The 26,044-nt window shown below is 67.6% G+C and carries 23 protein-coding genes; 8 read left to right on the top strand and 15 right to left on the bottom strand.

Going from position 1 to position 26,044, the window contains the following annotated elements:
• Window positions 1-108 precede the first annotated feature (108 nt).
• Window positions 109-1,998: a flavin-containing monooxygenase gene (locus ACE37B_RS15570; protein ID WP_409924241.1), complete on the top strand. Its 1,890-nt coding sequence runs from the start codon at window positions 109-111 to the stop codon at window positions 1,996-1,998.
• 86 nt (window positions 1,999-2,084) lie between these two features.
• Here the strand turns inward: ACE37B_RS15570 and ACE37B_RS15565 are convergent, their stop codons facing one another.
• The 3 genes from ACE37B_RS15565 to ACE37B_RS15555 are packed head-to-tail and all read right to left on the bottom strand — an operon-like array spanning window position 2,085 to window position 5,333.
• Complete coding sequence (locus tag ACE37B_RS15565) at window positions 2,085-3,335, bottom strand: cytochrome P450 (RefSeq protein ID WP_409924240.1); 1,251 nt, start codon at window positions 3,333-3,335, stop codon at window positions 2,085-2,087.
• A gap of 31 nt (window positions 3,336-3,366) precedes the next feature.
• Window positions 3,367-3,813: a MerR family transcriptional regulator gene (locus ACE37B_RS15560; RefSeq protein WP_409924239.1), complete on the bottom strand. Its 447-nt coding sequence runs from the start codon at window positions 3,811-3,813 to the stop codon at window positions 3,367-3,369.
• A gap of 2 nt (window positions 3,814-3,815) precedes the next feature.
• Window positions 3,816-5,333 (bottom strand): SulP family inorganic anion transporter, encoded by a 1,518-nt coding sequence (locus tag ACE37B_RS15555; protein WP_409924238.1) that lies wholly within the window; start codon window positions 5,331-5,333, stop codon window positions 3,816-3,818.
• Window positions 5,334-5,674: 341 nt separating this feature from the next.
• Between ACE37B_RS15555 and arsB the strand changes: the two genes are divergently transcribed.
• Both arsB and ACE37B_RS15545 read left to right on the top strand, forming a co-directional pair.
• Entirely contained in the window at window positions 5,675-6,832 is a 1,158-nt protein-coding gene (gene arsB / locus ACE37B_RS15550; protein WP_409924237.1) for an ACR3 family arsenite efflux transporter, read from the top strand.
• Window positions 6,829-7,167 carry an ArsR/SmtB family transcription factor gene (locus tag ACE37B_RS15545; protein ID WP_409924236.1) on the top strand — a complete coding sequence of 113 codons (339 nt, stop codon included), beginning with the start codon at window positions 6,829-6,831 and terminating at the stop codon, window positions 7,165-7,167. The genes arsB and ACE37B_RS15545 overlap by 4 nt, the downstream gene beginning before the upstream one ends.
• A gap of 236 nt (window positions 7,168-7,403) precedes the next feature.
• Here ACE37B_RS15545 and ACE37B_RS15540 read toward each other — a convergent pair whose 3' ends face one another.
• Window positions 7,404-8,072: an ArsR/SmtB family transcription factor gene (locus ACE37B_RS15540; protein WP_409924235.1), complete on the bottom strand. Its 669-nt coding sequence runs from the start codon at window positions 8,070-8,072 to the stop codon at window positions 7,404-7,406.
• A 218-nt stretch (window positions 8,073-8,290) separates the two neighbouring features.
• Here ACE37B_RS15540 and ACE37B_RS15535 point away from each other — a divergent pair, with 218 nt between their 5' ends.
• Window positions 8,291-9,448, top strand: coding sequence for an MFS transporter (locus ACE37B_RS15535; protein ID WP_409924234.1), 1,158 nt, complete (start codon window positions 8,291-8,293; stop codon window positions 9,446-9,448).
• Between the two features lie 94 nt (window positions 9,449-9,542).
• Window positions 9,543-10,172: a peroxiredoxin gene (locus ACE37B_RS15530; protein ID WP_409924233.1), complete on the top strand. Its 630-nt coding sequence runs from the start codon at window positions 9,543-9,545 to the stop codon at window positions 10,170-10,172.
• A 41-nt stretch (window positions 10,173-10,213) separates the two neighbouring features.
• Here ACE37B_RS15530 and ACE37B_RS15525 read toward each other — a convergent pair whose 3' ends face one another.
• Together ACE37B_RS15525 and ACE37B_RS15520 are read right to left on the bottom strand one after the other, a co-directional pair.
• Window positions 10,214-11,752 carry an MDR family MFS transporter gene (locus tag ACE37B_RS15525; protein ID WP_409924232.1) on the bottom strand — a complete coding sequence of 513 codons (1,539 nt, stop codon included), beginning with the start codon at window positions 11,750-11,752 and terminating at the stop codon, window positions 10,214-10,216.
• Window positions 11,753-11,869: 117 nt separating this feature from the next.
• A complete protein-coding gene (locus ACE37B_RS15520; protein ID WP_409924231.1) occupies window positions 11,870-13,024 on the bottom strand; it encodes a citrate/2-methylcitrate synthase in 1,155 nt (384 codons plus the stop codon).
• An 88-nt stretch (window positions 13,025-13,112) separates the two neighbouring features.
• Here ACE37B_RS15520 and ACE37B_RS15515 point away from each other — a divergent pair, with 88 nt between their 5' ends.
• Window positions 13,113-14,249 carry a citrate/2-methylcitrate synthase gene (locus tag ACE37B_RS15515; protein ID WP_409924230.1) on the top strand — a complete coding sequence of 379 codons (1,137 nt, stop codon included), beginning with the start codon at window positions 13,113-13,115 and terminating at the stop codon, window positions 14,247-14,249.
• Between the two features lie 71 nt (window positions 14,250-14,320).
• Here ACE37B_RS15515 and ACE37B_RS15510 read toward each other — a convergent pair whose 3' ends face one another.
• A complete protein-coding gene (locus tag ACE37B_RS15510; protein ID WP_409924229.1) occupies window positions 14,321-15,601 on the bottom strand; it encodes a hypothetical protein in 1,281 nt (426 codons plus the stop codon).
• 123 nt (window positions 15,602-15,724) lie between these two features.
• Complete coding sequence (locus tag ACE37B_RS15505) at window positions 15,725-16,297, bottom strand: hypothetical protein (protein WP_409924228.1); 573 nt, start codon at window positions 16,295-16,297, stop codon at window positions 15,725-15,727.
• 144 nt (window positions 16,298-16,441) lie between these two features.
• Here ACE37B_RS15505 and ACE37B_RS15500 point away from each other — a divergent pair, with 144 nt between their 5' ends.
• A complete protein-coding gene (locus ACE37B_RS15500; protein WP_409924227.1) occupies window positions 16,442-17,542 on the top strand; it encodes a response regulator transcription factor in 1,101 nt (366 codons plus the stop codon).
• 60 nt (window positions 17,543-17,602) lie between these two features.
• Here the strand turns inward: ACE37B_RS15500 and ACE37B_RS15495 are convergent, their stop codons facing one another.
• The 4 genes from ACE37B_RS15495 to modA all read right to left on the bottom strand — a co-directional run bounded on the left by ACE37B_RS15495 (window position 17,603) and on the right by modA (window position 20,892).
• Window positions 17,603-18,145: a PadR family transcriptional regulator gene (locus tag ACE37B_RS15495; RefSeq protein WP_409924226.1), complete on the bottom strand. Its 543-nt coding sequence runs from the start codon at window positions 18,143-18,145 to the stop codon at window positions 17,603-17,605.
• 61 nt (window positions 18,146-18,206) lie between these two features.
• Window positions 18,207-19,289: a sulfate/molybdate ABC transporter ATP-binding protein gene (locus ACE37B_RS15490; protein ID WP_409924225.1), complete on the bottom strand. Its 1,083-nt coding sequence runs from the start codon at window positions 19,287-19,289 to the stop codon at window positions 18,207-18,209.
• Entirely contained in the window at window positions 19,286-20,128 is an 843-nt protein-coding gene (locus ACE37B_RS15485) for an ABC transporter permease (protein ID WP_409924224.1), read from the bottom strand. The genes ACE37B_RS15490 and ACE37B_RS15485 overlap by 4 nt, the downstream gene beginning before the upstream one ends.
• Window positions 20,125-20,892: a molybdate ABC transporter substrate-binding protein gene (gene modA, locus ACE37B_RS15480; RefSeq protein WP_409924223.1), complete on the bottom strand. Its 768-nt coding sequence runs from the start codon at window positions 20,890-20,892 to the stop codon at window positions 20,125-20,127. Before modA ends, ACE37B_RS15485 begins: the two co-directional genes overlap by 4 nt.
• 105 nt (window positions 20,893-20,997) lie before the next feature.
• On the opposite strand from modA, the gene ACE37B_RS15475 reads away from it, so the two are divergent.
• Window positions 20,998-21,714 (top strand): hypothetical protein, encoded by a 717-nt coding sequence (locus ACE37B_RS15475; RefSeq protein WP_409924222.1) that lies wholly within the window; start codon window positions 20,998-21,000, stop codon window positions 21,712-21,714.
• 178 nt (window positions 21,715-21,892) lie between these two features.
• On the opposite strand, the gene ACE37B_RS15470 is transcribed toward ACE37B_RS15475, so the two are convergent.
• The 3 genes from ACE37B_RS15470 to ACE37B_RS15460 all read right to left on the bottom strand — a co-directional run bounded on the left by ACE37B_RS15470 (window position 21,893) and on the right by ACE37B_RS15460 (window position 25,957).
• The gene (locus ACE37B_RS15470) at window positions 21,893-22,651 is read right to left on the bottom strand and encodes a class I SAM-dependent methyltransferase (protein ID WP_409924221.1); all 759 of its coding nucleotides are present in this window, start codon (window positions 22,649-22,651) and stop codon (window positions 21,893-21,895) included.
• Window positions 22,652-22,706: 55 nt separating this feature from the next.
• Window positions 22,707-24,425, bottom strand: a complete 1,719-nt coding sequence (locus ACE37B_RS15465; RefSeq protein ID WP_409924220.1) for a nickel/cobalt transporter — start codon at window positions 24,423-24,425, stop codon at window positions 22,707-22,709.
• An 89-nt stretch (window positions 24,426-24,514) separates the two neighbouring features.
• Window positions 24,515-25,957, bottom strand: coding sequence for a tetratricopeptide repeat protein (locus ACE37B_RS15460; protein ID WP_409924219.1), 1,443 nt, complete (start codon window positions 25,955-25,957; stop codon window positions 24,515-24,517).
• Between the last annotated feature and the right edge of the window lie 87 nt (window positions 25,958-26,044).

Here is a 26,044-nt window from a genome sequence, read left to right as displayed (position 1 = left end):
CCACCTCCGCTGGAGTCAAGGTCGTCTCAGCGGTGGCGCCGACGGACGCGGTACGAAGAGCCGGGGCCGATACGGAACCAACGCCCTCGGTGCGATAGAGAAGAGTCCATGGGTTCCATCGATGCCGACGAGCTCGCCACAGCGATCGACACAGCGGGCGACTACCGCGTGTTGCTGATGTCGCTCGTCCATCTCACCGGCGACACGACCTGGCTGGACCCACCGTTCACACCGGTGCGCGACGTCAACCTCGTCGCCGATCCCCACGCTGGCCTCGACGATTCGACGAGAGCCCGGATCCGAGAAGCGCTGATCGCCGAGCTGACCGGCGATCGGTTCGAACCCGCGATGGCCGATCCAGGCAACGAGCTGATGCTGCAGATGATGAACACGTGCCTCGGCGAGCAGGTCGCCGAGGAGTACGCGCTGATGATGCGCGAAGACCTCGGATTCGTCGGGCGTGACGTCGAGATGCCGCCGATGCCCGATGAGCTCGACGGCCCGATGGTCGCGATCGTTGGCGCAGGCGTGTCCGGCTTGGCACTCGGCGCCGTGCTCACCCGGCTCGACGTCCCGTACGTGATCCTCGAACAGAGTGACGACGTCGGCGGAACCTGGTGGGACAACCGCTACCCCGGCTGCGGAGTCGACACCCCCAACCACGCGTACTCGTTCTCACACGGCAGCCGCTACGACTGGTCGCGCTACTTCTCCCCTCGCGACGAGATCGCCGACTATCTGCACCGCTGCGCCGACGAGTTCGGTGTACGCGATCGCATCCGGTTCCGCAGCGAGGTCGTCGGGGCGACGTGGGACGAGGACCGTCGCCGCTGGGACGTCGCCGTACGCCGTGACGGCAACGTCGACACCGTCAGCGTGCCGGTGTTCGTGAGCGCGATCGGCGTGCTCAACGTCCCGAAGCCACCCGCGATCGACGGCTTCGGCGATTACGCCGGCACGACCTTCCACACCGCTCGCTGGCCTGACGACACCGACCTCGCCGGCAGGAACGTCGCCGTGATCGGCACTGGCGCTTCCGCGATGCAGCTCGTGCCGTCGATCGCCGAGGAGGTCGGCCACCTCACCGTCTATCAGCGCAGCCCGCAGTGGGCTCGTCCGGTCGACGGGTACGGCAGCGAGATCCCCGAGTCGGGCCGCTGGCTGCTCCAGCACGTGCCGTTCTATGCGGAATGGTTCCGCTTCTCCATGTTCTGGCGCTACGGCGACGGGCTGCTGCCGTTCTTGCGTCGCGATCCGGAGTGGAAGCATCCGGAACGGTCGATGAACCGGATCAACGATCGGCACCGTGGCGAGATGACGCAGCATCTGCTCGACGAACTCGAGGGTCGACCCGACCTCGTCGAACGTTGCCTTCCGACATACCCACCGTTCGGCAAACGCATCCTGCTCGACAACGGATGGTTCACGACCATGCGGCGTCCCGATGTCGACCTGGTCACCGACCCGATCGAACGCATCGTTTCGGGCGGCGTGGTCACCGCCGACGGGACGACGCGGGCCCATGACGTCATCATCCAAGCGACGGGGTTCCAGACGACGCAGATGACGGCCCGGCTCGGTGTCGTCGGCCGCGACGGTGCCGATCTCGCCGACGTCTGGGCCGACGACGATCCGCGAGCGCATCTCGGGATCAACGTGCCCGGGTTCCCGAACATGTTCGTCATGCTCGGCCCCAACACCGGGCTGGGGCACGGCGGATCGACCATCTTCATGTCGGAGTGTCAGGCGCGCTACATCTCGGCGTGCATCGCGGAGATGCTGCGTGGCGACCTCGACGTGTTGGAGGTTCGCAGCGACGTCCACGACGAGTACAACCGACGCGTCGACGCCGAACACGCCGAGCTGATCTGGACGCACCCCGGCATGACCAACTGGTACCGCAACCAGCACGGCCGGATCACGGCGCTGCTCCCCTGGCGCCTGGTCGACTACTGGTCACTGACCCACGACGTCGACCTCGCGCACTTCGACGTCTGAACGACAGAGTGGGTCAGACCCACTCTGTCGCCGTTCACGATCGCCGGCACGCTCGAGCGACAGAGTGGGTCTGACCCACTCTGTCGTCAGGTGGAGCGGGGGGTGGGGGTGAAGCGGACGGGGAGTCGCTTGATGCCACCGACGAGCGGGAGCCCGGCGACGTCGAGGGGCACTGCGTCGCCGACGACTTCGATGTCGGGCAACCGCTCGAAGAGCTGGCGGAACACGACGGCGAGCTCGCGGCGAGCCAGGTTCGCGCCCAGGCAGAAGTGAGGACCGGGGCCACCGAAGCCGAGATGCGGGTTCGGAGTGCGGCGTACGTCGAACACTTCCGGGTCCTCGAAGGCCCGCGGGTCGCGGTTGGCGGCGCCATACAGCATCACGACCTTGTCACCGGTGACGAAGTCGTGCCCGGACAGTGTCAGGTCGGTCGTGAGCGTGCGACGCATGAACGTGACCGGCGATGCGTAGCGCACGATCTCCTCGACCGCCGAGGCGCTGACACCGTCGACATCGGCCTGCCAGATCGCTCGCTGCTCTGGGAACTGCGACAACAAGTTCATCCCGTGGCTGATGGCCGTGCGCGTCGTGTCGTTGCCGGCGACGGCGAGCAGGATGAAGAAGGGGGCGACCTCGCTCGGTGCCAACATCTCCCCGTCGAGATCATGGTGGACGAGCTTCGTCGTGAGGTCGTCGGTCGGGTTCTGACGGCGGGCCTCCGCGAGTTCGTTCATCAACTCGGTGAGTTCGATCCCGGCACCGAACATCGCGGTGAGCGGATCGCCGTCGCCGATGAACTCCTTGTCGCCGCCACTCAGGATGATGTTGGTCGCGTTGAGGACCGTGTCGAACTCGCTGCGCGGGATCCCCATCATGTCGCAGATGACGAGCAGGGGGAACGGCTGCGACAGTGCCTCGACCAGGTCGACCTCGCCCTGCTCGCAGAAGTCGTCGATCACTTCGGTGGCGATGGTCTCGACCGAATCGAGCACCTTGGCGAGGTCGGTCGGTGTGAACGTCTTGGCGACGATCGCGCGCTGGCGCTGATGACGAGGGTTGTCCATGTTGATGAACGACCCGAAGAACTCCAGCGCCTCAGGCGGCAGGTCGGCGATGGAGATGGCACCCTGTGCCGAGCTGAAATCCTTCGCGTTCTTGCTGATCGCGACGACATCGTCGTACCGGGTGGCGACGAAGAAGCGCTCGACCTGGCCGATCAGTTCGTTGTGAAACTCGACCTCGGCGAACGGCGCCGCCTCTCGGATGTCGATGATCTCGCGCATTCGAGTGTTGAGGGGCTGCTTCCAGAACGACGGTTCGATGAGGCGATTGATCATGTCTCCGATCGTACGGTTCGCGACCGGATGATCACAGCGCCGAGCCCGAGACCGAAGCGGCTTCGGTGCGCAGGGTGGCGCTGAGGGCCTCACCGGCAGCGAGTTGTTCGCGCAGTCGCAGGCACCGCTCCTCGGCCAGGTCGGCAAACATCGACAACCGTTCGACGAGCTCGCCTCGTTCGGAGTCGGGCGTCGCCTGGTCGGTCAACCGATCGCGGACCTCCAGCAACTGGCGCATCTCGTCGATGGTGAGATCGAGCGGCTTCATCTGCTTCACCAGCCGGAGCCGATCGACGTCGGCATCGGTATACAACCGAAAGCCACCTGCCGAACGGTCACTGGGTGGCACGAGCTGGGCTTCTTCGTAGTAGCGAATCGTGCGCAACGACAGCCCGACCGCTTCGGCGACGTCTCCGATCTGGAGCATCGGCGTACCGGGATCTGCGGTCGTCGAATCCGGCATGCTCGAGTCGGACATGCTCAGTGACCGGCGCCCAGATTGCCGCTCAGCTCGTGCCACTTCGCACTCGGTTCGTTCATGCCGATGATCTCGACGTGCTTGCCCTTGTTGTGATATTTCAACACGATCGCGTCGAGTGCGGCCACGGTCGACGAGTCGTAGATCTGCGCGTCGGAGAGATCGATGATCACGTTCTTCGGATCGTTCACGTAGTCGAACTGGTATACGAGGTCGTTGCTCGACGCGAAGAACAGCACGCCGCGCACCGCGTAGACGCAGGTGTCGGCGTCGGGGTGATCGATGCAGACGACCTGGGTGAAGTGGGACACGCGGCGTGCGAAGAAGACCATCGCCGTGAGCACACCGGTGATGACGCCGTAGGCCAGGTTGTGCGTGAGGACCGTGACCGCGACCGTGACGCCCATGATCGCCGTGGCACTGAACGGCATCTGTCGAATCGTCCGAGGGTCGACGCTGTGCCAGTCCATCGTGCCGACCGACACCATGATCATGACGGCCACGAGCGCCGCCATCGGGATGCGGGCGACGACGTCGCCGAGGCCGACGACGAGGATGAGGAGGAACAGTCCGGCGGTGAAGGTGGAGATCCGGGTGCGCGCACCCGAGGTCTTCACGTTGATCATCGTCTGACCGATCATGGCGCAGCCGCCCATGCCGCCGAACAGGCCGGTGACGACGTTGGCGACGCCTTGGCCCCAACCTTCACGGGTCTTGTCGGAGTGGGTGTCGGTGATGTCGTCGACGAGCTTGGCGGTCATCAGCGACTCGAGCAGGCCGACGATCGCGAGTCCGAACGCGTACGGGGCGATGATCCGGAGCGTCTCGAGATCGAACGGCACGTCGGGAATGAACCACGAGGGAAGGCTGCTCGGAAGTTCGCCTTGGTCGCCGACGGTCGGGACGTCGGAGCCGGACAGGACCGTGAAGATGGTGAGCAGGACGATGACGACGAGCGGTGCCGGCACCGCGTTCGAGAATCTCGGCAGGAACACCAGCACCGCGAGACCGACACCGACGAGGGGGTAGACGACGGCCGGAACGTCGATCAACTCGGGAATCTGCGCCATGAAGATCAAGATCGCCAGCGCGTTGACGAAACCGACCATGACCGAGCGCGGAACGAAACGCATCAGTTTGGCTGCGCCGGCGAGGCTCAGCGCGATCTGGATCACCCCTCCGAGGAGCACCGTTGCGATGAGGAAGTCGAGCCCGTGATCTTCGACGACCGGAGCGACGACCAACGCGATCGCGCCGGTGGCACCCGAGATCATCGCTCGACGACCGCCGACGATCGAGATCGTCACCGCCATGGTGAACGCGGCGAACAGCCCGACCTGCGGATCGACGCCCGCGAGGATCGAGAACGAGATCGCTTCCGGGATGAGCGCGAGCGCGACGACGAGCCCGGCGAGCAGTTCGACACGCAGCCGCTTCGGTGAGCGAAGTGCGCTCGCGACCGAGGATTCGTCGAGGAGCGACGGGGCGCCGGGCGCGAGGACGGGTGAATCGGATGACATGGGACTCCGTGACGTGGACTTCGGGACGTGGACTTCGGGACGTGGACTTCGGTTGGGGTCGACCTTGCAAAGGCACAGGGACCCGGCAACTCGTCAGACGTCGTGATGACGGCCCGGTGACCCTACCCTCACGTCACGGTAGGGATGCCGGACTCCGACGCGAGACATCGGTCACCCCCGCGATGGAGCGCCGCTGACATCACCGCGCAGATCTTCCCCTTCGGCCCGGCGCTGCCTCGCCGAAGCCATCGTTGATCGTCGAAGAACGATAGGTTGAGGGCGTGCAGCGCCCTCGGAGCAATCGACCAGGCGCTGTCCCACACATCGCGAGAGGCGAATCCATGAGCGACAACGACCGCGTCTCGGGCGCGACGAGCACCATCGACTCCGCCGACACGCAGACGGTCACGAAGCAACTGTCGACGCTCGACCGTTTCCTCCCGATCTGGATCGGCGTCGCGATGGTGGTCGGCGTCGTCCTCGGCAAGGTGTTCACCGGCCTCGACGACACCCTCGATCGCATCAAGATCGACACCGTGTCGCTCCCGATCGCCATCGGGCTCCTGGCGATGATGTATCCGGTCCTCGCCAAGGTGAAGTACCGATCGATCAATCAGGTGCTCGACCGACGATCGCTGGTCTTGTCACTCGTGCTCAACTGGCTGATCGGACCAGCGTTGATGTTCGCGCTGGCATGGACCCTGCTCCCCGATCTTCCCGAGTATCGGACCGGGCTGATCATCGTCGGCCTCGCCCGCTGCATCGCGATGGTCCTCATCTGGAACGACCTCGCCTGCGGCAGTCGCGAACTCGCCGCTGTCCTGGTGGCGATCAACTCGGTGTTCCAGATCGTCGCCTACTCGATCCTCGGCTATTTCTACCTCGAGTTGCTCCCCGATTGGCTGGGGCTCGACTCGGATGGGATCGACGTCACGGTCTGGGAGATCACCAAGTCGGTCCTCATCTTTCTGGGCATCCCGCTGCTCGCCGGATTCCTCACGCGACTCATCGGCGAGGGACGCAAGGGCACCGAGTGGTATGAGGCACGGTTCCTCCCTCGGATCGGCCCCGTCGCACTGTACGGCCTGCTGTTCACGATCGTCATTCTCTTCGCACTCCAGGGCGATGCGATCACCGACGAGCCCTTCGATGTCGCTCGCATCGCGATTCCGCTGCTGATCTACTTCGCGGTCATGTGGAGCAGTTCGTTCGCCATCGGGCTGAAGATGGGATTGCCTTACGAGCGCAACACGTCGATCGCGTTCACGGCGGCGGGCAACAACTTCGAACTCGCGATCGCGGTGGCGATCGGAGTGTTCGGTGTGTCGTCCGGGCAGGCGCTCGCGGGTGTGGTGGGTCCGCTCATCGAGGTGCCGGTGCTCGTCGGACTCGTCTACGTCGCGCTCTGGGCTCGGCGTCGCTATTACCCGTCGATGGATGAAGCGACTGCGGCCAGTCCGGCCAGTCCGGTCGCTCCGGTCACGGGAGTCGACGAATGACGTCGACGACCGACGACGGCACTTGCGTCACCCCGCCCGTCATCGACGGACCGGTCGAAGTTCCCGACGACGAGACCCTCGCGGGGCTCGCCAAGGCGATCGCTCATCCGGCGCGGATCGCGATCCTCCGGCTGCTCGCCAACCGAGCGACGTGCACGACTGGCAATGTCGTCGCCGAGTTGCCGATCCCGTTGGCCCAGTCGACCGTGTCGGAGCACCTGCGGATCCTGCGCGAAGCGGGTCTCGTCGTGGGCGAGATCGAAGGGCCGCGCACGCGCTACTGCGTGAATGCCACCGGGCTCGAAGCGCTCCACGCCGGCGTCGCCACCCTCTGACCGCGAGACCCGAGACGACCCAGGGTGCGACCGCCGCGGGAAACGCCTCCCGACCCGTCAGTTCGGTCACTCGGTGGAGCTTGCGTGCACTCGTGACAAGTCAGCTTGTCACGACGACAAGGCATCTTGTCACGCGCACCAACGGGGCCCTCCGAGAAGGAGGCTCGACCGACGATGCACCGTCGAACTGCACCGCGTCCCACCTGACGATCGGTTGCCGACTCAGCCGGTCAGGATCAGCTCGACGATACGAGCGACGGCAGGCCCACCCGTTGCCACTCGGGGAATCCGTCGACGAGGCGTCGGGCGGCGCGTCCCCGACGCCGTAGTTCGCGGACGGCGTCGTCGGCAAAGACGCAATAGGGCCCGCGGCAGTAGGCGACCACCTCGACGTCGGGAGGCAACGAGTCGATGCTCGCGGCGAGTCGATCGATCGGGATCGATCGTGCGCCGACGATGTGCCCGGCTGCGTACTCGACGGTCGGCCTGACGTCGACGACGACCACCTGTCCGGTTGCGATTCGTGCGGCGAGTTCGTCGCGATCGATCTCTTCGAGTTGAGTTCGGTCGCCGAGATAGGCGGCGGCGAGGTCATCCAGGTTGGCGTGGTGGGCAGCGGTGACGTCGCGCAACGCCGCCCACAACTCGGCGACGCGCGGCGACGTGAGGCGGTAGTAGATGCGCGTGCCCTCACGGCGCGTGATCACCAACCCCGTGGTGGCCAGCACGCGGAGATGGAACGACGTGTTCGCGACGCTCTGGCCGATCTCGGAGGCGAGTTCGTCGACATGGCGTTCGCCTTGCACGAGCACGTCGATCAGTTCGGAGCGGCGACCGTTCGCCAACGCCTTGGCCACCTCGCCGAACGCGTCGAACAACGCATCCTTCGCGTGCCGATCACCCATCTGTGCTCCTTCTCTGTGGCACTCTCCGCGCCCGTTATCAAAGACCTGCTTGAATTTATCGCCGTTGGTCGGCCTACTCTTCAAGTATGTCTTTGAAGAGCCGTCGTTCGAGCGCTGCCGAGGCCTCAGCGTCCGAGCGCGGGCCCGTCCGGCTCGGATTGCGCGAGAACCTCGCGTAGTTCAGCCTGCTCGTCGGCGTCAACGCGCTCGTCGGCGGCATGATCGGCCAGGAGCGGACCGTCCTGCCGCTGCTGGCGACCGACGAGTTCGGGCTCAGCAAGTTCACCGCGACGCTCACGTTCATCGCCGCGTTCGGCATCGTGAAGGCGGCCACCAACTTCTTCGCCGGAACGCTGTCGGACACGTACGGCCGCAAACCGGTGTTGATCGCGGGCTGGATCATCGGCGTGCCGGTGCCGCTCCTACTGATGTGGGCTCCGACCTGGGAGTGGGTCGTGTTCGCGAACGTACTGCTCGGCGTCAACCAGGGGTTGACCTGGTCGACGACGGTGATCATGAAGATCGACCTCGTCGGCCCGGAGCGACGCGGGTATGCGATGGGCCTCAACGAAGCCGCCGGGTACGGCGCGGTGGCCATCACAGCGCTCGCCACCGGATGGATCGCGGCCGAGTGGGGACTGCGTCCCGCACCGTTCTACCTCGGCATCGCCTACGCAGCGCTCGGTCTCGGCCTCTCCACGCTCGTGGTGAAGGAGACGATCGGTCACGCTCACCACGAAGCCGCCAACCACGTCACGACCGACGAACGTCATCAGCGGGATCTCACCAACGGTCAGATCTTCCGCCTCACCTCGTTTCGCGACAGGGCGCTGTCGTCGTGCTCGCAGGCCGGCATGGTCAACAACCTGAACGACGGCCTGGCCTGGGGTCTGTTCCCGATCTTCTTCGCCGCTGCCGGCGTGTCGGTCGGACGCATCGGCATCCTCGCCGCCCTCTATCCCGCCGCCTGGGGGCTCGGCCAGCTCTACACCGGCGGGCTCTCGGACCGGATCGGCCGCAAGCCACTCATCGCCGGCGGCATGCTCACCCAAGCGGGCGCACTCGCGTGGATGGGCACGGTCAGCGGCTTCTGGTGGTGGGCGGCCGGTGCGGTCGCGCTCGGCATCGGCACCGCCATGGTCTACCCGACGCTGCTCGCCGCGATCGGCGACATCGCCCACCCGACCTGGCGAGCCCGCTCCGTGGGCGTCTACCGGCTCTGGCGCGACGGCGGCTTCGCCGTGGGCGCGCTGCTCGCCGGCCTGCTCGCCGACCTCGTGTCGATCGAGGCGGCCATCTACGCCGTCGCCACACTCACCGCCGCATCCGGCGTGGTCGTCATCGTCCGCATGAACGAAACGCATCCTTCGCGCTGACACCTCGCGTCGCCACGTTGGAGTTCTATACCCATTAGGGTATATTGTCCGTACTTGCGGACAAGGCGTCCGCCACGACGAAAGAGGTACCGACATGGGACTCCATCTGGGCGACACCGCCCCCGACTTCACCGCCATGACCACCGACGGCGAGCTCTCCTTCCACGACTGGAAGCAGGGCGCGTGGGCCGTCTTCTTCAGTCACCCCGCCGACTTCACACCGGTCTGCACCACCGAGCTCGGCCGCACCGCTGCGCTCAGCAGTGAGTTCGCCAAGCGCAATACGAAGGCGATGGCGCTCTCGATCGATCCGATCGAAGACCACCACGAGTGGGCGCCCGACATCGGCGAGGTGACCGGCACGGCGCTCAACTTCCCGATCGTGGCCGATCCCGATCATCGCATCGCCGAGCTGTACGACATGATCCATCCGGGCGAGGGCGACACGTCGACCGTGCGCTCGGTCTTCATCGTCGACCCCGACGACAAGCTGCGCCTGATGCTGACCTACCCCAAGTCGGTCGGGCGCAACTTCGACGAGATCGTCCGAGTCATCGATGCCCTCCAAGCAACCGACAAGGATCCGATCGCCACTCCCGCCGACTGGCGCCCCGGCGATCGCGTGATCGTGTCGTTGGCGGTCTCGACCGACGACGCCAAGGAGCGCTTCGACAACGTGGAGGAGTTCAAGCCGTACCTCCGCTACGCCGACGCCCCGAAGTGAGTCGATGACGCAGTGCCCCGTAGGTCACGCGGACCCGCACGTCACGCGGAGCCGGCAGCCGACCGTTCCTCGAGCGCGTCGGACAGGCCGGCCCGCGTGCGAAGCGGGCGCTCGGGGAGCACGAGCGCTACCACGAAGGCCACCGCCATCACCCCCGCACACACGAGATAGATCCGACCGACGCCGATCGCGAGGCTGTCGATCACGGCTTGGCGTTCGATCAACGGAAGCGCCTGGATCTCCTCGGGCGACCGGATGAGATCGCTCGCCTCGTTCGGCGCGACGTCGAGACGCGACGGAATCTCACTACGGATCGTCGAGTTGAGGATCGTGCCGAACACGGCGAGCCCGAGCGAGCCGCCCAGCGATCGGAAGAACATGATCGTCGACGTGACCACGCCGAGATCGCGGAACTCGACGGCATTCTGCGCCACGATCGACGAGGTCGTGAACACCGACGCCATGCCGAAGCCCATGGCGACCATCGGGACGACCAGGGTCGCGTAGCTCGTCGATCCCGAGATCTGCGAGATGACGAGCAGTCCCGCGACCGCGATCAGGCTGCCGATGATCGGCCACGGTCTGCACCGACCGGTCCTGGCGATGAGGCGGCCGATCCCGAACGTCCCCGCGGTGACGCCGATCATCTGCGGCAGCATCCGAAGGCCGGATTCGGTCGGCGAGACGAACAGCGAATCCTGGAAGTACAGCGGGAGGAACTGGCCGGCACCGAACGCGATGGTGCCGGCACACATGCCGATCACGGTCGCCGTGACGACCGCTCGATCGGAGAAGAGGCGCAACGGAATGATCGGCTCGTCGGCGCGACGCTCGACCGCCAGGAACATCGTCGTCACGCATCCCGCCACGGCGAACAAGACGAGCACGTGCCGTTGCGTCCAGCCTTCCTGTCCCTCCTCGAGGCCGATCATCAGCGCAGCGATGCCGATCGACAACAACGCGGCGCCAGCCCAGTCGATGCGCGCGCGGCGACGACTGAACGGCAACGTCAGCGCCACGTGGGTCACGCCCATCGCGATCAACCCGAGCGGCACGTTGATGAAGAAGATCCACGGCCAGGTGAAGTGATCGATGATCACCCCACCGACGAGCGGGCCGAGCAACGCGGCACCGACGAACGCCAGCGTGAAGTAGCCGATGTAGCGCCCACGCTCGCGCGGCGGAAGAATGTCGCCGAGCATCGCGAACGCCAATGCCTGGATCGCGCCGCCCCCCAGACCCTGCACCGCCCGGAACGCGATGAGTTGTCCCATCGACTGCGCCAACCCGCACAGCAGCGAACCGACGATGAACAGCGCCAACGTCGACTGGAACACGAGTTTGCGACCGAAGAGGTCGGAGAGCTTGCCCATGATGGGGGTGCCGATCGCCGAGGTGACGATGTACGCCGTGCCGACCCAGGCGAAGCTCTCGAACGACTGGAACTCACCGACGATCGTCGGCAAGGCGGTGGAGATGATCGAGATCTCCATCGAGGCCAGCAACACCGACAACATCAGCGTGCCGAGCACCAACCAGAGCTGGCGGTTCGAAAAGCCCGGCACGGTCGACGCGGTCATCGGCGAAACCGTATGCCCACCACCTCGACGGCCCGGTATCGAACCGTCCACCGCGATCGAACCGATCTCGCGATCGGACCGGCGACACGGTCGGGCCGACGAGGTGGGCGCTCGATGTCACCCCGAGATCACGGCCGTGTCGGGCTCGGCGAACTCGACCGGCGGGCCGACGTAGCGCGAGGACGGGCGGATGAGCTTGCCAGCCGCCGCCTGCTCGACGACGTGGGCGCACCAGCCGACCGTGCGGCTGACTGCGAAGGTCGGCGTGAACATGGAACGAGGCAGGCCGGCGGTCTCCATCACCACCCCCGCGTAGAACTCGACGTTGCTCGGCAGCGGGCGGCCGGGCTTCAGTTCGGCGAGCGTGACGAGGATCTCCGCTTCGACGGCCGCAGCGAACTCGACGAGATCACCGCCCAAGCCGTCCGCGACCTCGCGCAACAACGCCGAGCGCGGGTCGGGTGCTCGGTAGACGGCGTGCCCGAATCCCATGATCCGCCGACCCGCGGCGACCTCGCGACGCACCCACGCGGCTGCGGCGTCGACCGAGCCGATCTCGTCGAGTGCATCGAGTGCTCGGCTCGGAGCGCCACCGTGCAACGGACCGGCGAGCGCGCCGAGCGCCGCACAGACAGCGTCGATCGGATCGGCGCCGGTCGATGCGACCACGCGTGCAGTGAACGTCGACGCGTTGAAGCCGTGGTCGATCGTCAGGATCATGTACTGCTCGACCGCACGGGCGGCCTCGAGTGTCGGCACGACACCGGTCGTCTGGTGGAGGTAGGACGCAGCATGGCCGAGCGACGGGTCGGGGTCGACCGGCCGCTCGCCCGAACCGACTCGATGCAGCGCGGCCAGGATCGACGGGACGAGGGCCGCGAGCCGCAGTGTCTGCGCGCGTCGATCGACGTGGTCGACATCGATCACCGGGTCGAGTCGGAGTGGACCCGACGCGACCGAGAGCACCGAGCGCAGCTTGGACAACATGGACGCGTCCGTCCGACCGACCGTGTCGATCACGGAGTGAAGCGCGGTCGGAATGTGCCGCAACGATGCGGTCCGCTCGCGAAAGGCTGCGACCTCGACCGCGTCGGGGAGTCGACCGTTGTGGACGAGGAACCAGACGTCTTCGAACGAGTGGCGTCGGGCCAGTTCCGTCGCATCGTGGGCGCCGTAGTGGAAGAAGCCGCGGTCGCCGTCGACGGCGCCGATCGCGGTGTCTGCGGCGACGACACCATTGAGTCCGGCTGGTACTTCGATCCGTTGAGTCATGTGAGCCAGTGTTCGCCGTCGGTCGCACGCGATCAACGTTGATCGAATCAACGTTGACTCGATCAATCCGATCGAGCATCTTGGCGGTATGAGCACACTGATCCGCTCGACGGAGGCCGCCGAGATCCTCGGGATCTCCAAGCCGACCCTCTACGCCTACGTCAGCCGGGGGCGGCTGGGTCGCACGACGGCGGCGGACGGTCGGACCTCGCTGTTCGCCCTCGAGGAGGTGGAGCGCCTGAGCGCGAAGCGGCGTCGAGCGCTCCCCGGACCACGCCCGACGATCGACGTGCAGATCCGCTCCGACGTGACGACCATGCACGAAACGCACCTCGAGTTCCGAGGCATCGACGTGACCGAGTTGATCGGGCGTCACCACTTCGAGGACATTGCGGAGCTGCTCTGGACCGCCGAACTCGCGAGCGGGTCGTCGTGGCCACCTGCCGCCACCGACGACCTCGACGCCATCGCCCGTCTCGCGACGATCGACGCGACGCCGATCGGCCGCCTCGCGATCGCCGCCCACGTGCTCGATGCCGTCCACACCGACGACCCGCCGACCGCCGCCCGCCGGCTCCTCCTCGTGACGCCCGCACTCCTCGGATCTCGACGACGCACAGGCGGCTACGCCCATCGCCTGGCCGCCGCGTGGCGTGCTCGCCCGTCATCGGAATTGGTCACCGCCGTCGACACAGCGCTGGCGCTCCTCGCGGACCACGAACTCGCCACCAGCACCTTGGCCGTTCGCGTCGCGGCGTCCACCCGAACGACCCCCTACGCAGCGTTCGCTTCCGGTCTCGCCTCGATCGAGGGAACCCTGCACGGCTCGGCATCGGCGATGACACATCGCTTTCTCGACCGGTGCGCCGCGCACGGCCCGGCGGCGGCGATCGCCGAGCTGCGATCATCTCGCCAACGTGTTCCGGGTTTCGGTCATCAGGTGTACCGGGGCATCGATCCTCGCTTCGCCCCGTTGATGAACGCCGTCCGATCGCTGGACCCCGAGGCGGTGACGCTGGTCGACTCGCTCATCGGGGAGGTCGGTCGAACCCTGCCCCACCTGCCGAACGTCGACCTGGCACTCGGTGCGCTCACCTGGGCCGCGGGCCTGGATGCCGACACTCCGCTCTTCGCGGTCGCTCGAATCGCGGGCTGGGCCGCTCACTACGGGGAGGAACTCGACGAGGCGCCGTTGCGCTTCCGCGGCGTCACCCGACCTCGGTGACGACGCGCGAACGACATCTGGTCGACCGCCCGGCCTCGGCCGACCGACCAGATGTCACCCGACGGGCGTCCTCAGCCGCGGGCGGCGAGGACGCTGGCGACCACAGCGACCGAGGCCTCGTTGGCGCTGTCGAACACGACCGTCTGCCATGGCGACTCGCCGACGAGCTCGGCGGTGACGCCAGCGGCCTCGAAGCCGGCGGCGAGCGCTGCCACCTCGGCATCGCGGGCGGCGATCTGTTCGTCGCTGAATCCACGGTCGATCGGAGCGGGCTCGATGGTCAGTTCCTCCGCCGGGTCGACCGCGACCTCCTCGACCGCGACCTCCTCGACGGCGACCTCCTCGACGGCGACTTCCTCGACGGCGACTTCCTCGACGAGAGGATCCACGGCGATGCAGTCGATGATCGGGTCGACGCTGATCGGCGGGTACAGCTCGTCGAACACCGCCGCGACCTGTTCGCCGATGGCCGGATCCTCGTAGTCCCACTCGACCCAGGCCCACCCGAGCTCGTCTTGGACCAACTGGTACTGGATGCCAGCAGCATCGAAGGCTGCCATCAGCTCCGTGTTGTACTCGTCCTGCTGCGCCAGTACCTCGGGGCTGGGCGGCTCCGGTGGGTAGATGACGAGCCAGGCGGCGTCGACCGCGGCCTGCGCTGCGGGATCTTCGTAGTCGTACTCGATCGACTCCCAACCGCTGTCGTCGGTGGTCCGCGTGTAGGCCACTCCGGCGTCGTCGAGTGCGGCGGCGATCACGTCGTTGTTGGCTCGCACCGCATCGAGTTCCTCCTGCGGGATCGGCTCGGCGGGATAGCGAACGCTCCAATAGCTGTCGACGACCGATTGCGCCACGACGTCCTCGTAGTCGTAGGTGATCATCACGTATCCGAAGTCGTCGGTCGAGCGTTCGTAGACGATGCCGAACCGATCGAGTTCGGCGGCCAGTGCCTCCGACTCGGCGTTGGCCGCGTCGATGTCCTCCTGCGTGGGCTCGTAGACCCCACACTCGTCGGCGACCATCGTCGAGTCCGCCGACGCGGCTTCGGCACCGACCCGGCCGTCCGACACCGCACCGAACTGGGCCTGACGGCCGCGGGCGGCGACGCCTTCCTCCGCCGAGACGACCCGAGGCTCGACACCGGACTCCTCTCCATCCTCGCCCGCGCCGGTCTCGTCGCCGTCCTCGCCAGCCCCGGTCTCATCGCTCGCCTCGTCGACCGTCGACGTCACCGCCGAGTCGACCGGGTCGGCACCCGGTTCGTCCGAACCGCACGCCGTCATCCCGACACCCGCAAGGACCAGCGCCACCGAGAGTGCCGAGATCCGCTGAGAATTCCTACGCGACTTCATCTCGAGTTGTCTCCTGTTCACATCTGCCGCAACCGTTGCGGCGAGGTGTGGATGAGACGTCGGCCGTGCCCCGTCGGTTCCCGGACCGAGCGAAATTTTCCGGCGAGCCCGACGGCGGCTGACTCAGAGCGGGCAGGTCACCGTCGCGGTGAGATCGATCGGGTCCCCGACGACCTTGAGCGGGCTGTCGTGCATCCCGACCGTGATCGTCAACGTGGACCCGTCGGAGACGGCCGATGCCTCGATGGCGACGTAGAACTTGCCCGCCGCGTCGTCGACCAGATCCCCGACGATCACCGTGCCGTCGTCGGCGGGATCGGGGGGATTGGCTTCGAACAGCGTGAGCTGGCCATCGGGATCCAACGTCGCCGAAGCCGCCCAGAGCTGCGCGAACGGTCCAGTCTCGTCGGGGGTGTAGCTGCAGCTGAACACCTCGGTCGTCCACGACTCTCCGAGGTCGGTGGAGATGGTCATCACGCGGCTTGCGGCGTCGGCAGGCTCCTCGTCCGGCGGCTGCGCTGCGGCGTCGTCGAGGGAGGCCTCCCCGACGCCGGGGTCGACAACATCGTCTGCGGGCTCAGCCGGCTCGCCGACCGGCTCGGGAGCGGCAGCGGTGTCGCCGGCGGATTCGTCGCTCGACGAACACCCGACGAACAGCGCTGCTGCGGCCACCGCGACGACGAACGCCCTCGGCATGCCACCACGACCGACGGACGGATGATCGCACTGGCGGACGAGACGACGGAGCGAGCGCATCGCTCCAGGTTCCTCCTCTCGCCTCGGGCATGCCATACGTCGATCGACGTAAGGTGACACGTCGATCGACGTAGGGTGACGGGAGTGAGCCTCGACGCGGCCGACCTCCATGCCGTGCTCGTGCTGGCCGAGCAACTCGCTGCCGATCCCCCACCGTCGTTCGCCACCGTCTGCGATCTCCTGCGCGAGGTCGTGCCCAGCCAGAGCGCGTCGTTCAACGACATGGCGCTGGCCTCGGGCGACTTCCGGTACGTGATCGCTCCGCCACAGGACGAGGCGCTCGCGGAACGACTCAAACCGGCGTACGACCGCTGGTTTCACCAGCACCCGCTGATCACACATGCGCAGATGACGCCGCTGGGAGGTGCCCTCCGCTTCTGCGATGTCCCCGCCGCCGACGGCTTCGCCGAGACCGAGTTGTACCGTTCCTTCTACGAGCCGTTCGGGCTGCGGTACCAGATGGTGATCCAACTCCCTGCGCCACCTGCCGTCATCGTCGGTTACGCGCTCAACCGCACGCCGGCTCAGGGCGAGTTCTCCGATCGGGACCGAGCGGTCGTCAACGCACTGGCAGCGCACCTCGCGATGCACCATCGCGTGGTCCACGACAGCGAACGAGCCAAGGCAATGGAAACCGAAGCCGACCGGTCCGGTTGGTCGGTCGTGACGGTTCGCTCCGATGGGGTCGTCGTCGGATCCTCGACTCCCGGCGGGGCGGCCGGACTCCACGAGGGGGACACCGTTCCTGCCGCCATCGCCGACCTCATCGCCCCCGACGCCGGCTCGGTGACCACCGGAGCGGACCGGTTCACCCGGCACGCTCCTCACGACCAACACGACGTGGTGATCGGATCGGACCGTTGGCGCTGCGTCGTGTACCCGGTACCGATCGGGCCGGCCGTGCTCCTCGTGCGACCACTGAGCGCAGAACCCACCGACACGACGCCACTCATCGACGCCGGACTCACCCCACGTCAGGCCGAGATCGGCCTGCAACTCGCCCGGACCGGCGCCTCCAACGGCGCCCTGGCCCGCTCTCTCGGGATCTCCGAAGGCACCGTGAAGAAGCACCTCGAAGCGATCTTCCGAGTTCTCGGCGTCGACAACCGTGCCGCCGCCGCCGTCGCGGTCAGCGAGCGGATCGCCGCGGCGAGCCGGCCGAACGATGCCGCTGCTCGCGCGTGACCAGCACGACCATCCGCACCGCCGCAACCACGAACGCCGCCATCGTCGCGAGCTTCGGGGTCACGGGGCGACGGGGTGCGCGGCGGCGATCACGCGGTCGAGGAAACGCAGCGCAGCATCGGAGAACTCCGATCGCCAGAGCAGCACGGCGTCGCCGGGCTCGTCGTCGACCTGCGCTGCGATCACGTTCGACAGCTCGGCGATGTGGTCGCGCTGCGCGACGAGCATCGCCGTGATGTCGATGCGGCACACGTCGGCGACGATCATCTTGAGCAACAGCTCGCTGCGGAGATCGCGGAGGTGCTCCACGGGCGTCGCCAGCCATCGCCGAAGCTGTGCCCGCCCCGAGCGGGTCGCCGCCAGGATCGTGCGGTTGCCGCCGGCGATCCCGGGTTCTTCGCCCACCGGTTCCACGTACCCGCGGACGGTGAGCTGTTCGATCGAGCGGTACGTCAGCGCCCGCGACAGCGACCAGACACGCCCGACGTCGCCGCTCGGCTTGAGTCGCCCGGCGATCGCGAAGCCATGACTCGGCGCCGGGTACAAGATGCCGAGACACGCCCACTCGCCGAGCAACAGGTCGTCGTCGCGGGTTCGTGCCACGTCCCCATCGTCGCAGCTCTCACTCGGCCGACCGGCACTCGTCGAGCCGCGACGCGTCTCCCTAGGCCGGGTACACCTCGATGTCGGTGGCTTTGGCGGTCGCGTGGATCTCGTCGCCCGGCCGAAGCTCGAGCGCGGCGAGCGCATCGACGGTGATCTCGGCCGTCAGCGGCAACGGGCCGTCGATCCCGACACGCACCCGATCACCGAGTCGATCGACGTCGACGATGGTGCCATGCCACGCGTTGCGCGCGCTCGTGCCGCGCGGCAGGTCGCGGACGAGGGAGATCGACCGCGGTCGGATCACTGCGAACGACGGCCCCGGCGCAGCATCGGCGACGACGACCTTCGCGTTCGCGTCGGTGACGAGGACGCCATCGTCCACCCGTCCGGTGACGAGGTTGACGCCGACGAGATCGGCGACATATCGCGAGCGGGGGTGGGCGGTGACCTCGGCGAGCGTGCCCGACTGCACGATGCGGCCGGCATCGAGTATCGCGACGCGATCGGCGAGGGCGTACGCGTCGACCGGGTCGTGCGTGACGAGGATCCGAATCCCCTCGAACGACTCGAGGTGGTGACGAAGATCGCGCCGCACGCTGGCCCGCGTGCCGACGTCGAGCGCAGCCAGCGGTTCGTCGAGCAGGAGCAGCCGAGGGTCGGTGGCCAACGCGCGAGCGAGCGCGACCCGCTGCGCCTGGCCACCCGACAGCGCCGGCGGACGAGCGGCGGCGTACTCGCTCAGCCCGACGCGGTCGAGCCACTCGGCGGCGCGGCGACGAGCGTCGGCTTTGGCCACCTTGCGGGAGCGCAGCCCGTAGGCGACGTTCTCCAGCACGCTCATGTGCTCGAACAGCAGGTAGTCCTGGAAGACGACCCCGATCGGGCGGTCCTCGGGCTCGACGAAGATGTCGCTGGCGACATGCTCCAGCTCGCTGTCGCCCGCGACCTGGTCGAGCACGATTCCGTCGAGCGCGATGCGACCGTCGTCGATCGACGCCAACCCGGCGAGACAGCGCAGCACCGTGCTCTTGCCCGCACCGTTGGGGCCGAGCAGCGCGAGCAACTCGCCCGGCTGCACCTCGAGGTCGGCGCGCAGGTCGAGCGTGCCGAGGCGCAACGCGAGGCGAGCGGACAGGCTCATGGCGCAGCGACCGCGGGCACGGGAGTGGACCGGAGGGAGCCTCCGAACCAGCGGTCGCGAAGCCCGACGAGCACGGCGAAGGAGATCGCGATGAGCACCAGCGCGAGCACGATCGCCTCCTCCGGGTTCGTCTCGAGCGAGAGGTAGACCGACAGCGGCATCGTCTGTGTCGTCCCGGGGAAGTTGCCGGCGAACGTGATCGTCGCGCCGAACTCTCCCAACGCTCGCGCCCAGGCGAGCACCGCGCCGGCGACCAACGCCGGGCGGATCGCCGGCAGCGTCACCCGCCGGAACGTGTACCAACGCGATGCGCCGAGCGTGCGCGACGCGTCCTCGAACCGAAGGTCGAGCTGACGCAGCGATGCCTCGACGGTGATCACGAGGAACGGCATCGCGACGAAGGTCTGCGCGACGACGACACCGGCGGTGGTGAACGGCAGCGTGATGTCGAACCACCGATCGAGGTACTGCCCGACGATGCCGCGCCGACCCAATGCGAAGAACAGCGCGACGCCGCCGACGACGGGAGGAAGCACCATCGACAGTGTCGTCAACGCCCGCACCGCGGATCTCCCCGGGAAGTCGACGCGGGCGAGCATCCAGGCCAGCGGCACCCCGAACACGACCGACAGGGCGGTCGCCCACAGCGAGCAGATCATCGACAACCGCAGGGCGGTGAGCGCGTCGTCGTCGGTCAGGTATCCCCACGCGTTCGACCACGGTGCCCGCCACACCAGCCCGAGCAGTGGCAGCGCGAAGAACAGCACGGCCACGATCGCCAGGACGAGCACCGGCCACGGCAGGCTCGTACGCCTGCCTCGTCGACGACGCTCGCTCACGGGCCGACGAACCCGTGGCTTGCGAGGATCGCCTGCCCCTGCTCACCGAGGACGAACTCGACGAACGCCTGCGCGCCGTCGGGATTCGGCGCGTCGGCCGTGACGGCGATCGGGTACTGCGCGATCACATTGACGTCGCCACGGATCTCCACGCCGTCGACGGCGTCGCCCGCTGCGATCACGTCGGTCACGTAGACGATCCCGGCGTCGGCCTCCCCGAGCGACACCTTCGTCACCACGCCCTTCACGTTCTCCTCGAACGATCGAGGCGTCACCGCGACCCTGGCGTTGGCGACGACCTGCTCGGCGTAGTTGCCGCAAGGGACCTCGGGAGCGCACTGCACGACGATCACATCATCGTCGGCCAGGTCGGCGACCTCGGTGATCCTCAGCGGGTTCCCACCGTCCACGACGATCTGGGCGAGGTTGGTCGTGAACACGACCGGCTCGGTGGCGTTGTCGCCCGCTTCGACCAGTTTCGACATGTTGCTCTGGTCTGCGGACGCGAACACGTCGGCCGGCGCGCCTTCGCGGATCTGGGTGACGAGTGCTGACGAGCCGGCGAAGTTGACGACCACGTTCACATCGGGGTTGTCGGCCATGAACGCGTCGCCGATCTCGGTGAACGCAGCAGTCAACGAGGCGGCTGCGAAGACGGTGACGTCGACGCTGTCGGTCGACGCGGCATCGTCGGAGCCGCACGACGACGCGACGATGCCGAGGACCGCGAGCGCCGTGATGCACATCGAAGACCGCGCCCGCATGAACCCACACTATAGTCATCGGTAAACTATTGAAGCGAGATCGACGGGCTCTCCGGATCGACTGGCTCGACGTCGGTACGGTCACCGCCCGGCTACGGTGCCGACGTGTTCGAACTCAGCGGATCCGAACTCGTCGGCTATCTGGCCTCGGCGCTGGTGGTCACCTCGCTCACGATGACCTCGGTCGTGCGGTTGCGGATCATCTCGCTCGTCGGGTCCGTCACGTTCGTGGTGTACGGGGTCCTCATCGACTCGGTGCCGATCATCGTCACCAATGCACTGATCGCGTGCATCAACGTCTGGTTCCTCCGCAAGGAGTTCGCGCCCGACAGCGACCGCGGCGTCGGACTCGGCGCCTCCCGCATCCGCATCGACTCGCCGTTCCTGCGCGACTTCGTGGCGTTCCACCTCGACGACATCCACCGCTTCCAACCCGACTTCACACTCCCTGCTGACCGCGACGCTTCCGGTGACCGCGACCCCGCCGGTGCCGGTGCCGGGGATCACGGTGATCACGTCGCCGGTTCCGCCGACCGCGCGCCGTTCGCGGAGTCGTGGCTGTTGACGCGTGACGGGTTGCCGGCCGGTTTGCTGATCGGTCGGCGCGTCGGTACGACACTCACCGTCGACCTCGACTACGTCCTCGGGCCCTATCGCGACTCGCGCCTCGGCCAGTGGCTGTTCGGACCCGGCGCCGGCGTGTTCCGCCACGACGGCATCGACGTGCTCCGCAGTCACGGCTCGACCGACACGCACCGCAAGTACCTCGAGCGCATCGGCTTCCGACACGCCCACGACGACGTCTACGAACTCACCCTGTAGCCCGAGTTGTCACACCGCCGGCCCCACGCTGGGCGCCCGGATCTGTCCGCGCCTGGCATCAGGGAGATCGACGCCAGCCGAGGAAGTGCGCATCCGAACGCCACGTGACTGGGCGCGGCGCCGCAGGTCGTTCTGGGTGCGGCGCGGCCCCGTCGACGAGATGCCTGCGGGCGTGTGGTCAGCGCCGCGCGACGATCAGCCGCATACCGACGTCGTACTCGGCGAGGTCGCGAAGCTCGCCGTTGCGTCGGTCCCACGTGCCGTCTCGGAGGTCGCTGTCGACCGCCGCAACCACACGGTGCAGTACCGCCGGCTCCATCCGAGCGAATGCCGATGTCGCACGGCGCGCCGCCCCGTCGAGAACACGTTCGGGGTGAGCCCAGAACGAACCAAGCGTCCAGTCGGGCGTGTCTCGAGCGTTCAGAACCGGTTCGACGGCCACGGTGCCACCGAGCCACATCGTGAGATCGTCGATTCGCGGAAAGGTCGCCCGGTCGAGCGCTGCGGCCTCCGGAAGGTAGTCGCGGTACAGCCACATCGTGGCGCAGACATCCGGGTCGTAGGTCACGATGACGACCGGGCCGCGCGCAACTCGGCGAAGCTCACGCACGCCGACCTCCTGCTCTGCATCCCAGTGGTGAACGGTGAGGACGGCCATCGCTGCATCGACGGTGCCGTCTCGTAGGGGAAGCGGGGCGGCCGTTCCCCGCAACGCTGGTGCGAGGTCGGCTGACCGCTGATCTGCCATGACGTCGCTGGGCTCGATCGCGATCACATGGCGGTCACTCGGCTCGTAGGAACCGGTGCCCGCTCCGACGTTCACGAGCGTCCGGCTGTCGCCCAGAGCGGCCTCGATGCGCTCGCGCAGTCGCGGGTCCTCGCGGCGGGTGGTCGAGTAGCCGTGTCCGATGGTGTCGTAGCGGGGATCGACGGTCACGCATTCGAACGTACTGCGCGCTCGACGCGGCATCCCGCTCACATTGCGGTCGACCTCAGACGTCGGCGAGGCCTCGCAGGGCCAGGCCGACGCCGACCACGAGCACGAGCAGCGCGGTGGCGTGCGGCATCGCCGCCGACCACCGGCGGCCGATCGACGCGAGTCGGCCCCCGCCGGCGGCGACGAACCGCTGCGCTCGATCACGGAACGTCACGAGCAGGATGCCCGCCGCGGTCAGCGTCATCGCCATGCCGAGGCCGTAGCCGACGACGAGGAGCACGCCGAACCAGGTTCGTCCGAGCGCGATCGCCGACAAGAGGATGATGAGCGCCGACGGACTCGGCACGAGCCCACCGGCGACGCCCATCCCCACCAGTCCCCGCCGAGACACCGTCGTCGTGCGATCACGACCAGGCTGGTCATGGTCATGGTCATGGTCATGGTCATGGTCATGGTCATGGTCATGGTCGACGTGCACATCCGGCGCGGCGACGACCGTCTCGGGTTCGAGCAGCGCGACCCCACCGCCCGTGGAGTGATGGACGTGCACATGACCAGCCGGCCCGTGCGAATGGCCAGCTGGGCCATGCGCATGACCGGCAGAACCGTGCGAATGACCAGCCGGGCCGTGGGAGTGACCGCCGGGGCCGTGATGGTGGCCGTGCCCGAAGAAGCCCACGTCTCGGTGGCGGACCGCGCTGACCAGCAGGCCGACGCCGAGCGCGGCGATGAGGAGTCCGCTGATCACCCCGAGCCACGCCAGCACGCCCTCGCCGGCCAGCGAACTCGACACGGTGAGCGCGGTACCGAGCAACAGCACCCCGCCGGTGTGCGTCGCGGTCACCGTCGCGCCGACGATGACGGCGTCACGCGTGGAACCCTGCCGTCCGGCGATGTAGGCGGCCATCACCGTCTTGCCGTGTCCGGGAAGCAACGCATGCGAAGCGCCGAGAACGAGCGCCAAGCCGAGGGCGAGCAGGCCGATGCCCGGCGTCAGGTCGCGCCGTCCGACGAGATCGTCGAAGGCATCCTGCACTCGGCCGACGGTGCCGTCGAAGACGCCAGGACGGGCCTCGACGAGGTCGCCCCGAGCCGACGCTGCCCCCGAGCCATCGGCGCCGGCGCCATCCGACGCGTCGGAGATGCGCTCCGGCGTGGCGCCGCTCGGGTCGACGGAGAGCGTCACCGAGCGGACGTCCAGCGGCGACTCGAGCAGGTCGACCGGATAGGTCCGCAAGCCGTCGGTCACGCTCGACGTCGGAACGGGAGAGCCGACCAACGTCACCCCGTCACCGATCGCGTTGATCTCGTTCCAGCCCACTCTGCCACTGTCGTCGGTGTCGGCGAACGCGACTGCCACCGGTGAGGCCGTCGACCCCACTGCGAGGTCGACGCTCGCTTCGAGGCGGCAGTCGAGGCGGCTGGTGTCGAGCCCGGCCTCGCCCGGCTCCAGCACGAAGGTCGACGAGATCGGGGTGAGTCGGGCCGCGACGGCATCGACGAACAGGGTGAGTTCCGACGCGACGGACGCACAGCGGATCTCGGCATACGCCGCACGTTCTGCTGCATCGACGTCACCGTTGCCGTCGGCATCGACGGCGGATCGAAGCTGCGCGGTCGGGATCTCGGCGGCGTCGATGACGAGGTCGTCGACGATGCGGTCGGACGAGATCGTCAAGCTGTGCAGCCGGTTGACGCTGAAGTTGCCGAGCGGATGCGCCGAGGCGGCGGACGGCACCGCCAACAGGAACACGAGTGCGCTGATGATGATCATCCACCCAGATCGCGATGCCCGTCGCGATGCTCGTCGTGATGCTCGTCGTGGCCCGCGTCGAGGGGCTTGTCGCGAGAACGGCATCGTGCTCACCGGTCCGTCGAGTCGGTCAGGTCAGCGAGCGTTGCAACCGCGACGGGCGCCGAGAGCGGATCGAAGTACGGATTGAGTTCGAGGGCGGCCGTCAGGTCGGCGATCGCGCCGTCGGCGTCGCCCAGCGCCTCCTTGATCATCCCGGAATGGAAGAGGAACGACGCGTGCCGATACCCCGTGGCAGCCGCTCGTTCCGCGGCGGCCAACGCCTCGACGTGGCGGCCCGACCGATGCAGCGCCCAGGCGTGCGCATCGTGCATCGCCAGGAACGGATGCGCCGCCACTCCGGTTTCGGCGGCCGCCAGGGCGGTGTCGACGTCGCCGTGGTCGGCCTCGAACAGGATCGGACCGGCATCGAGTTGCACGCCGTTGTCGGCGAACAACGCTCGCGTCGCGTCCACGATCGCGAACTGCGCTGCTGCTTCGTCGCTGCGTCCCAACGACTCGAGCAGGATGCCGTACGCCGCGAGGTACGCCGGGTCGGGAGCTTGCTCGACGAGCTGCGCGTAGTGGTCGAGGGCGGTTTCGACCTGGCCGAGCGCCGCCTCGGCCTTGGCCTTGCCGGCGAGCGCTGCCGGATCCGACGGTGCTGCTCGACGGGCTTCGTTGTAGAGGTCGAGCGCATCGCCGGGCCGGCCATCGTCGAAGGCGAGCTCGCCGAGATGGAAGAGGGCGAACGCTCGATCCGTCGGCGTCGGTGCCGCCTCGAGCGCATCGGTCATCCATGCTTCGGCGAGCGGTGCGTCGCCGCGCAGTTCGGCGGCGTAGGACGCTCGTGCGAACGATGCCGTGTCGGGCGACAGCTCGATCATCCGATCGATCGCCGCGAACGCAGCGGGATAGTTGCCGAGTTGGAGTTCGGCGTCGCTGAGCGCACCGTGGAGGATCGCGCTGAAGTCGTTGATCCCCAGACCGCGTCGAGCGTGGTCGCGTGCCGCGACGAAGTCGTGACGGGCCGAGGCGAGCGCCGAGAGTCCTGCGTGCACGAGGAAGTTGTCGTCGGCGGGGCCCTGCGCGACGGACCGCTCCAGCGACTCGGTGAGCGCCCCGTCGGCCAGGGCGTAGAACGCCGGGTTCACCGTCACCTTCGCTTGCTGCACATAGGCCAGCCCGAGGGTGGCCCAGGCGGTCGTGTCAGCGGGGATTCGATCGAGCCGCAGCTGCAACGACTCGATGAGTTCGTCGAGCGTGTCGGGCGACGGATTCACCGGCGAACTCACCTGTGTGGCGACGACGGCAGCGGCCGGCCCCACCACCGTCGCCGTGCCGTCCAGGTCGCTCGTCGCATCGAAGCGAACCAGACCCAGCGCGCTCGCCGTCAGCAGCACGAGGGCCAGCAGCACACCGACCGCGACGAGACGGCGGGCAGAGCGCCGAGCAGGGCGGTCGGGATGATGTTCGAGATCGGGTTCGAGTTCGGGTTCGGTCGCAATGCTCATGATGAGGCTCCGCTGGGGTCAGGTGATCGGACGAGATGACGGTGATGGACGAGATGACGGTGATGGACGAGATGACGGTGATGGACG

Origin of the sequence: Ilumatobacter sp., assembly GCF_046290335.1 — a bacterium.
Taxonomy (GTDB): domain Bacteria; phylum Actinomycetota; class Acidimicrobiia; order Acidimicrobiales; family Ilumatobacteraceae; genus Ilumatobacter_A.
This window is presented reverse-complemented; position numbering and strand designations above follow the sequence as displayed.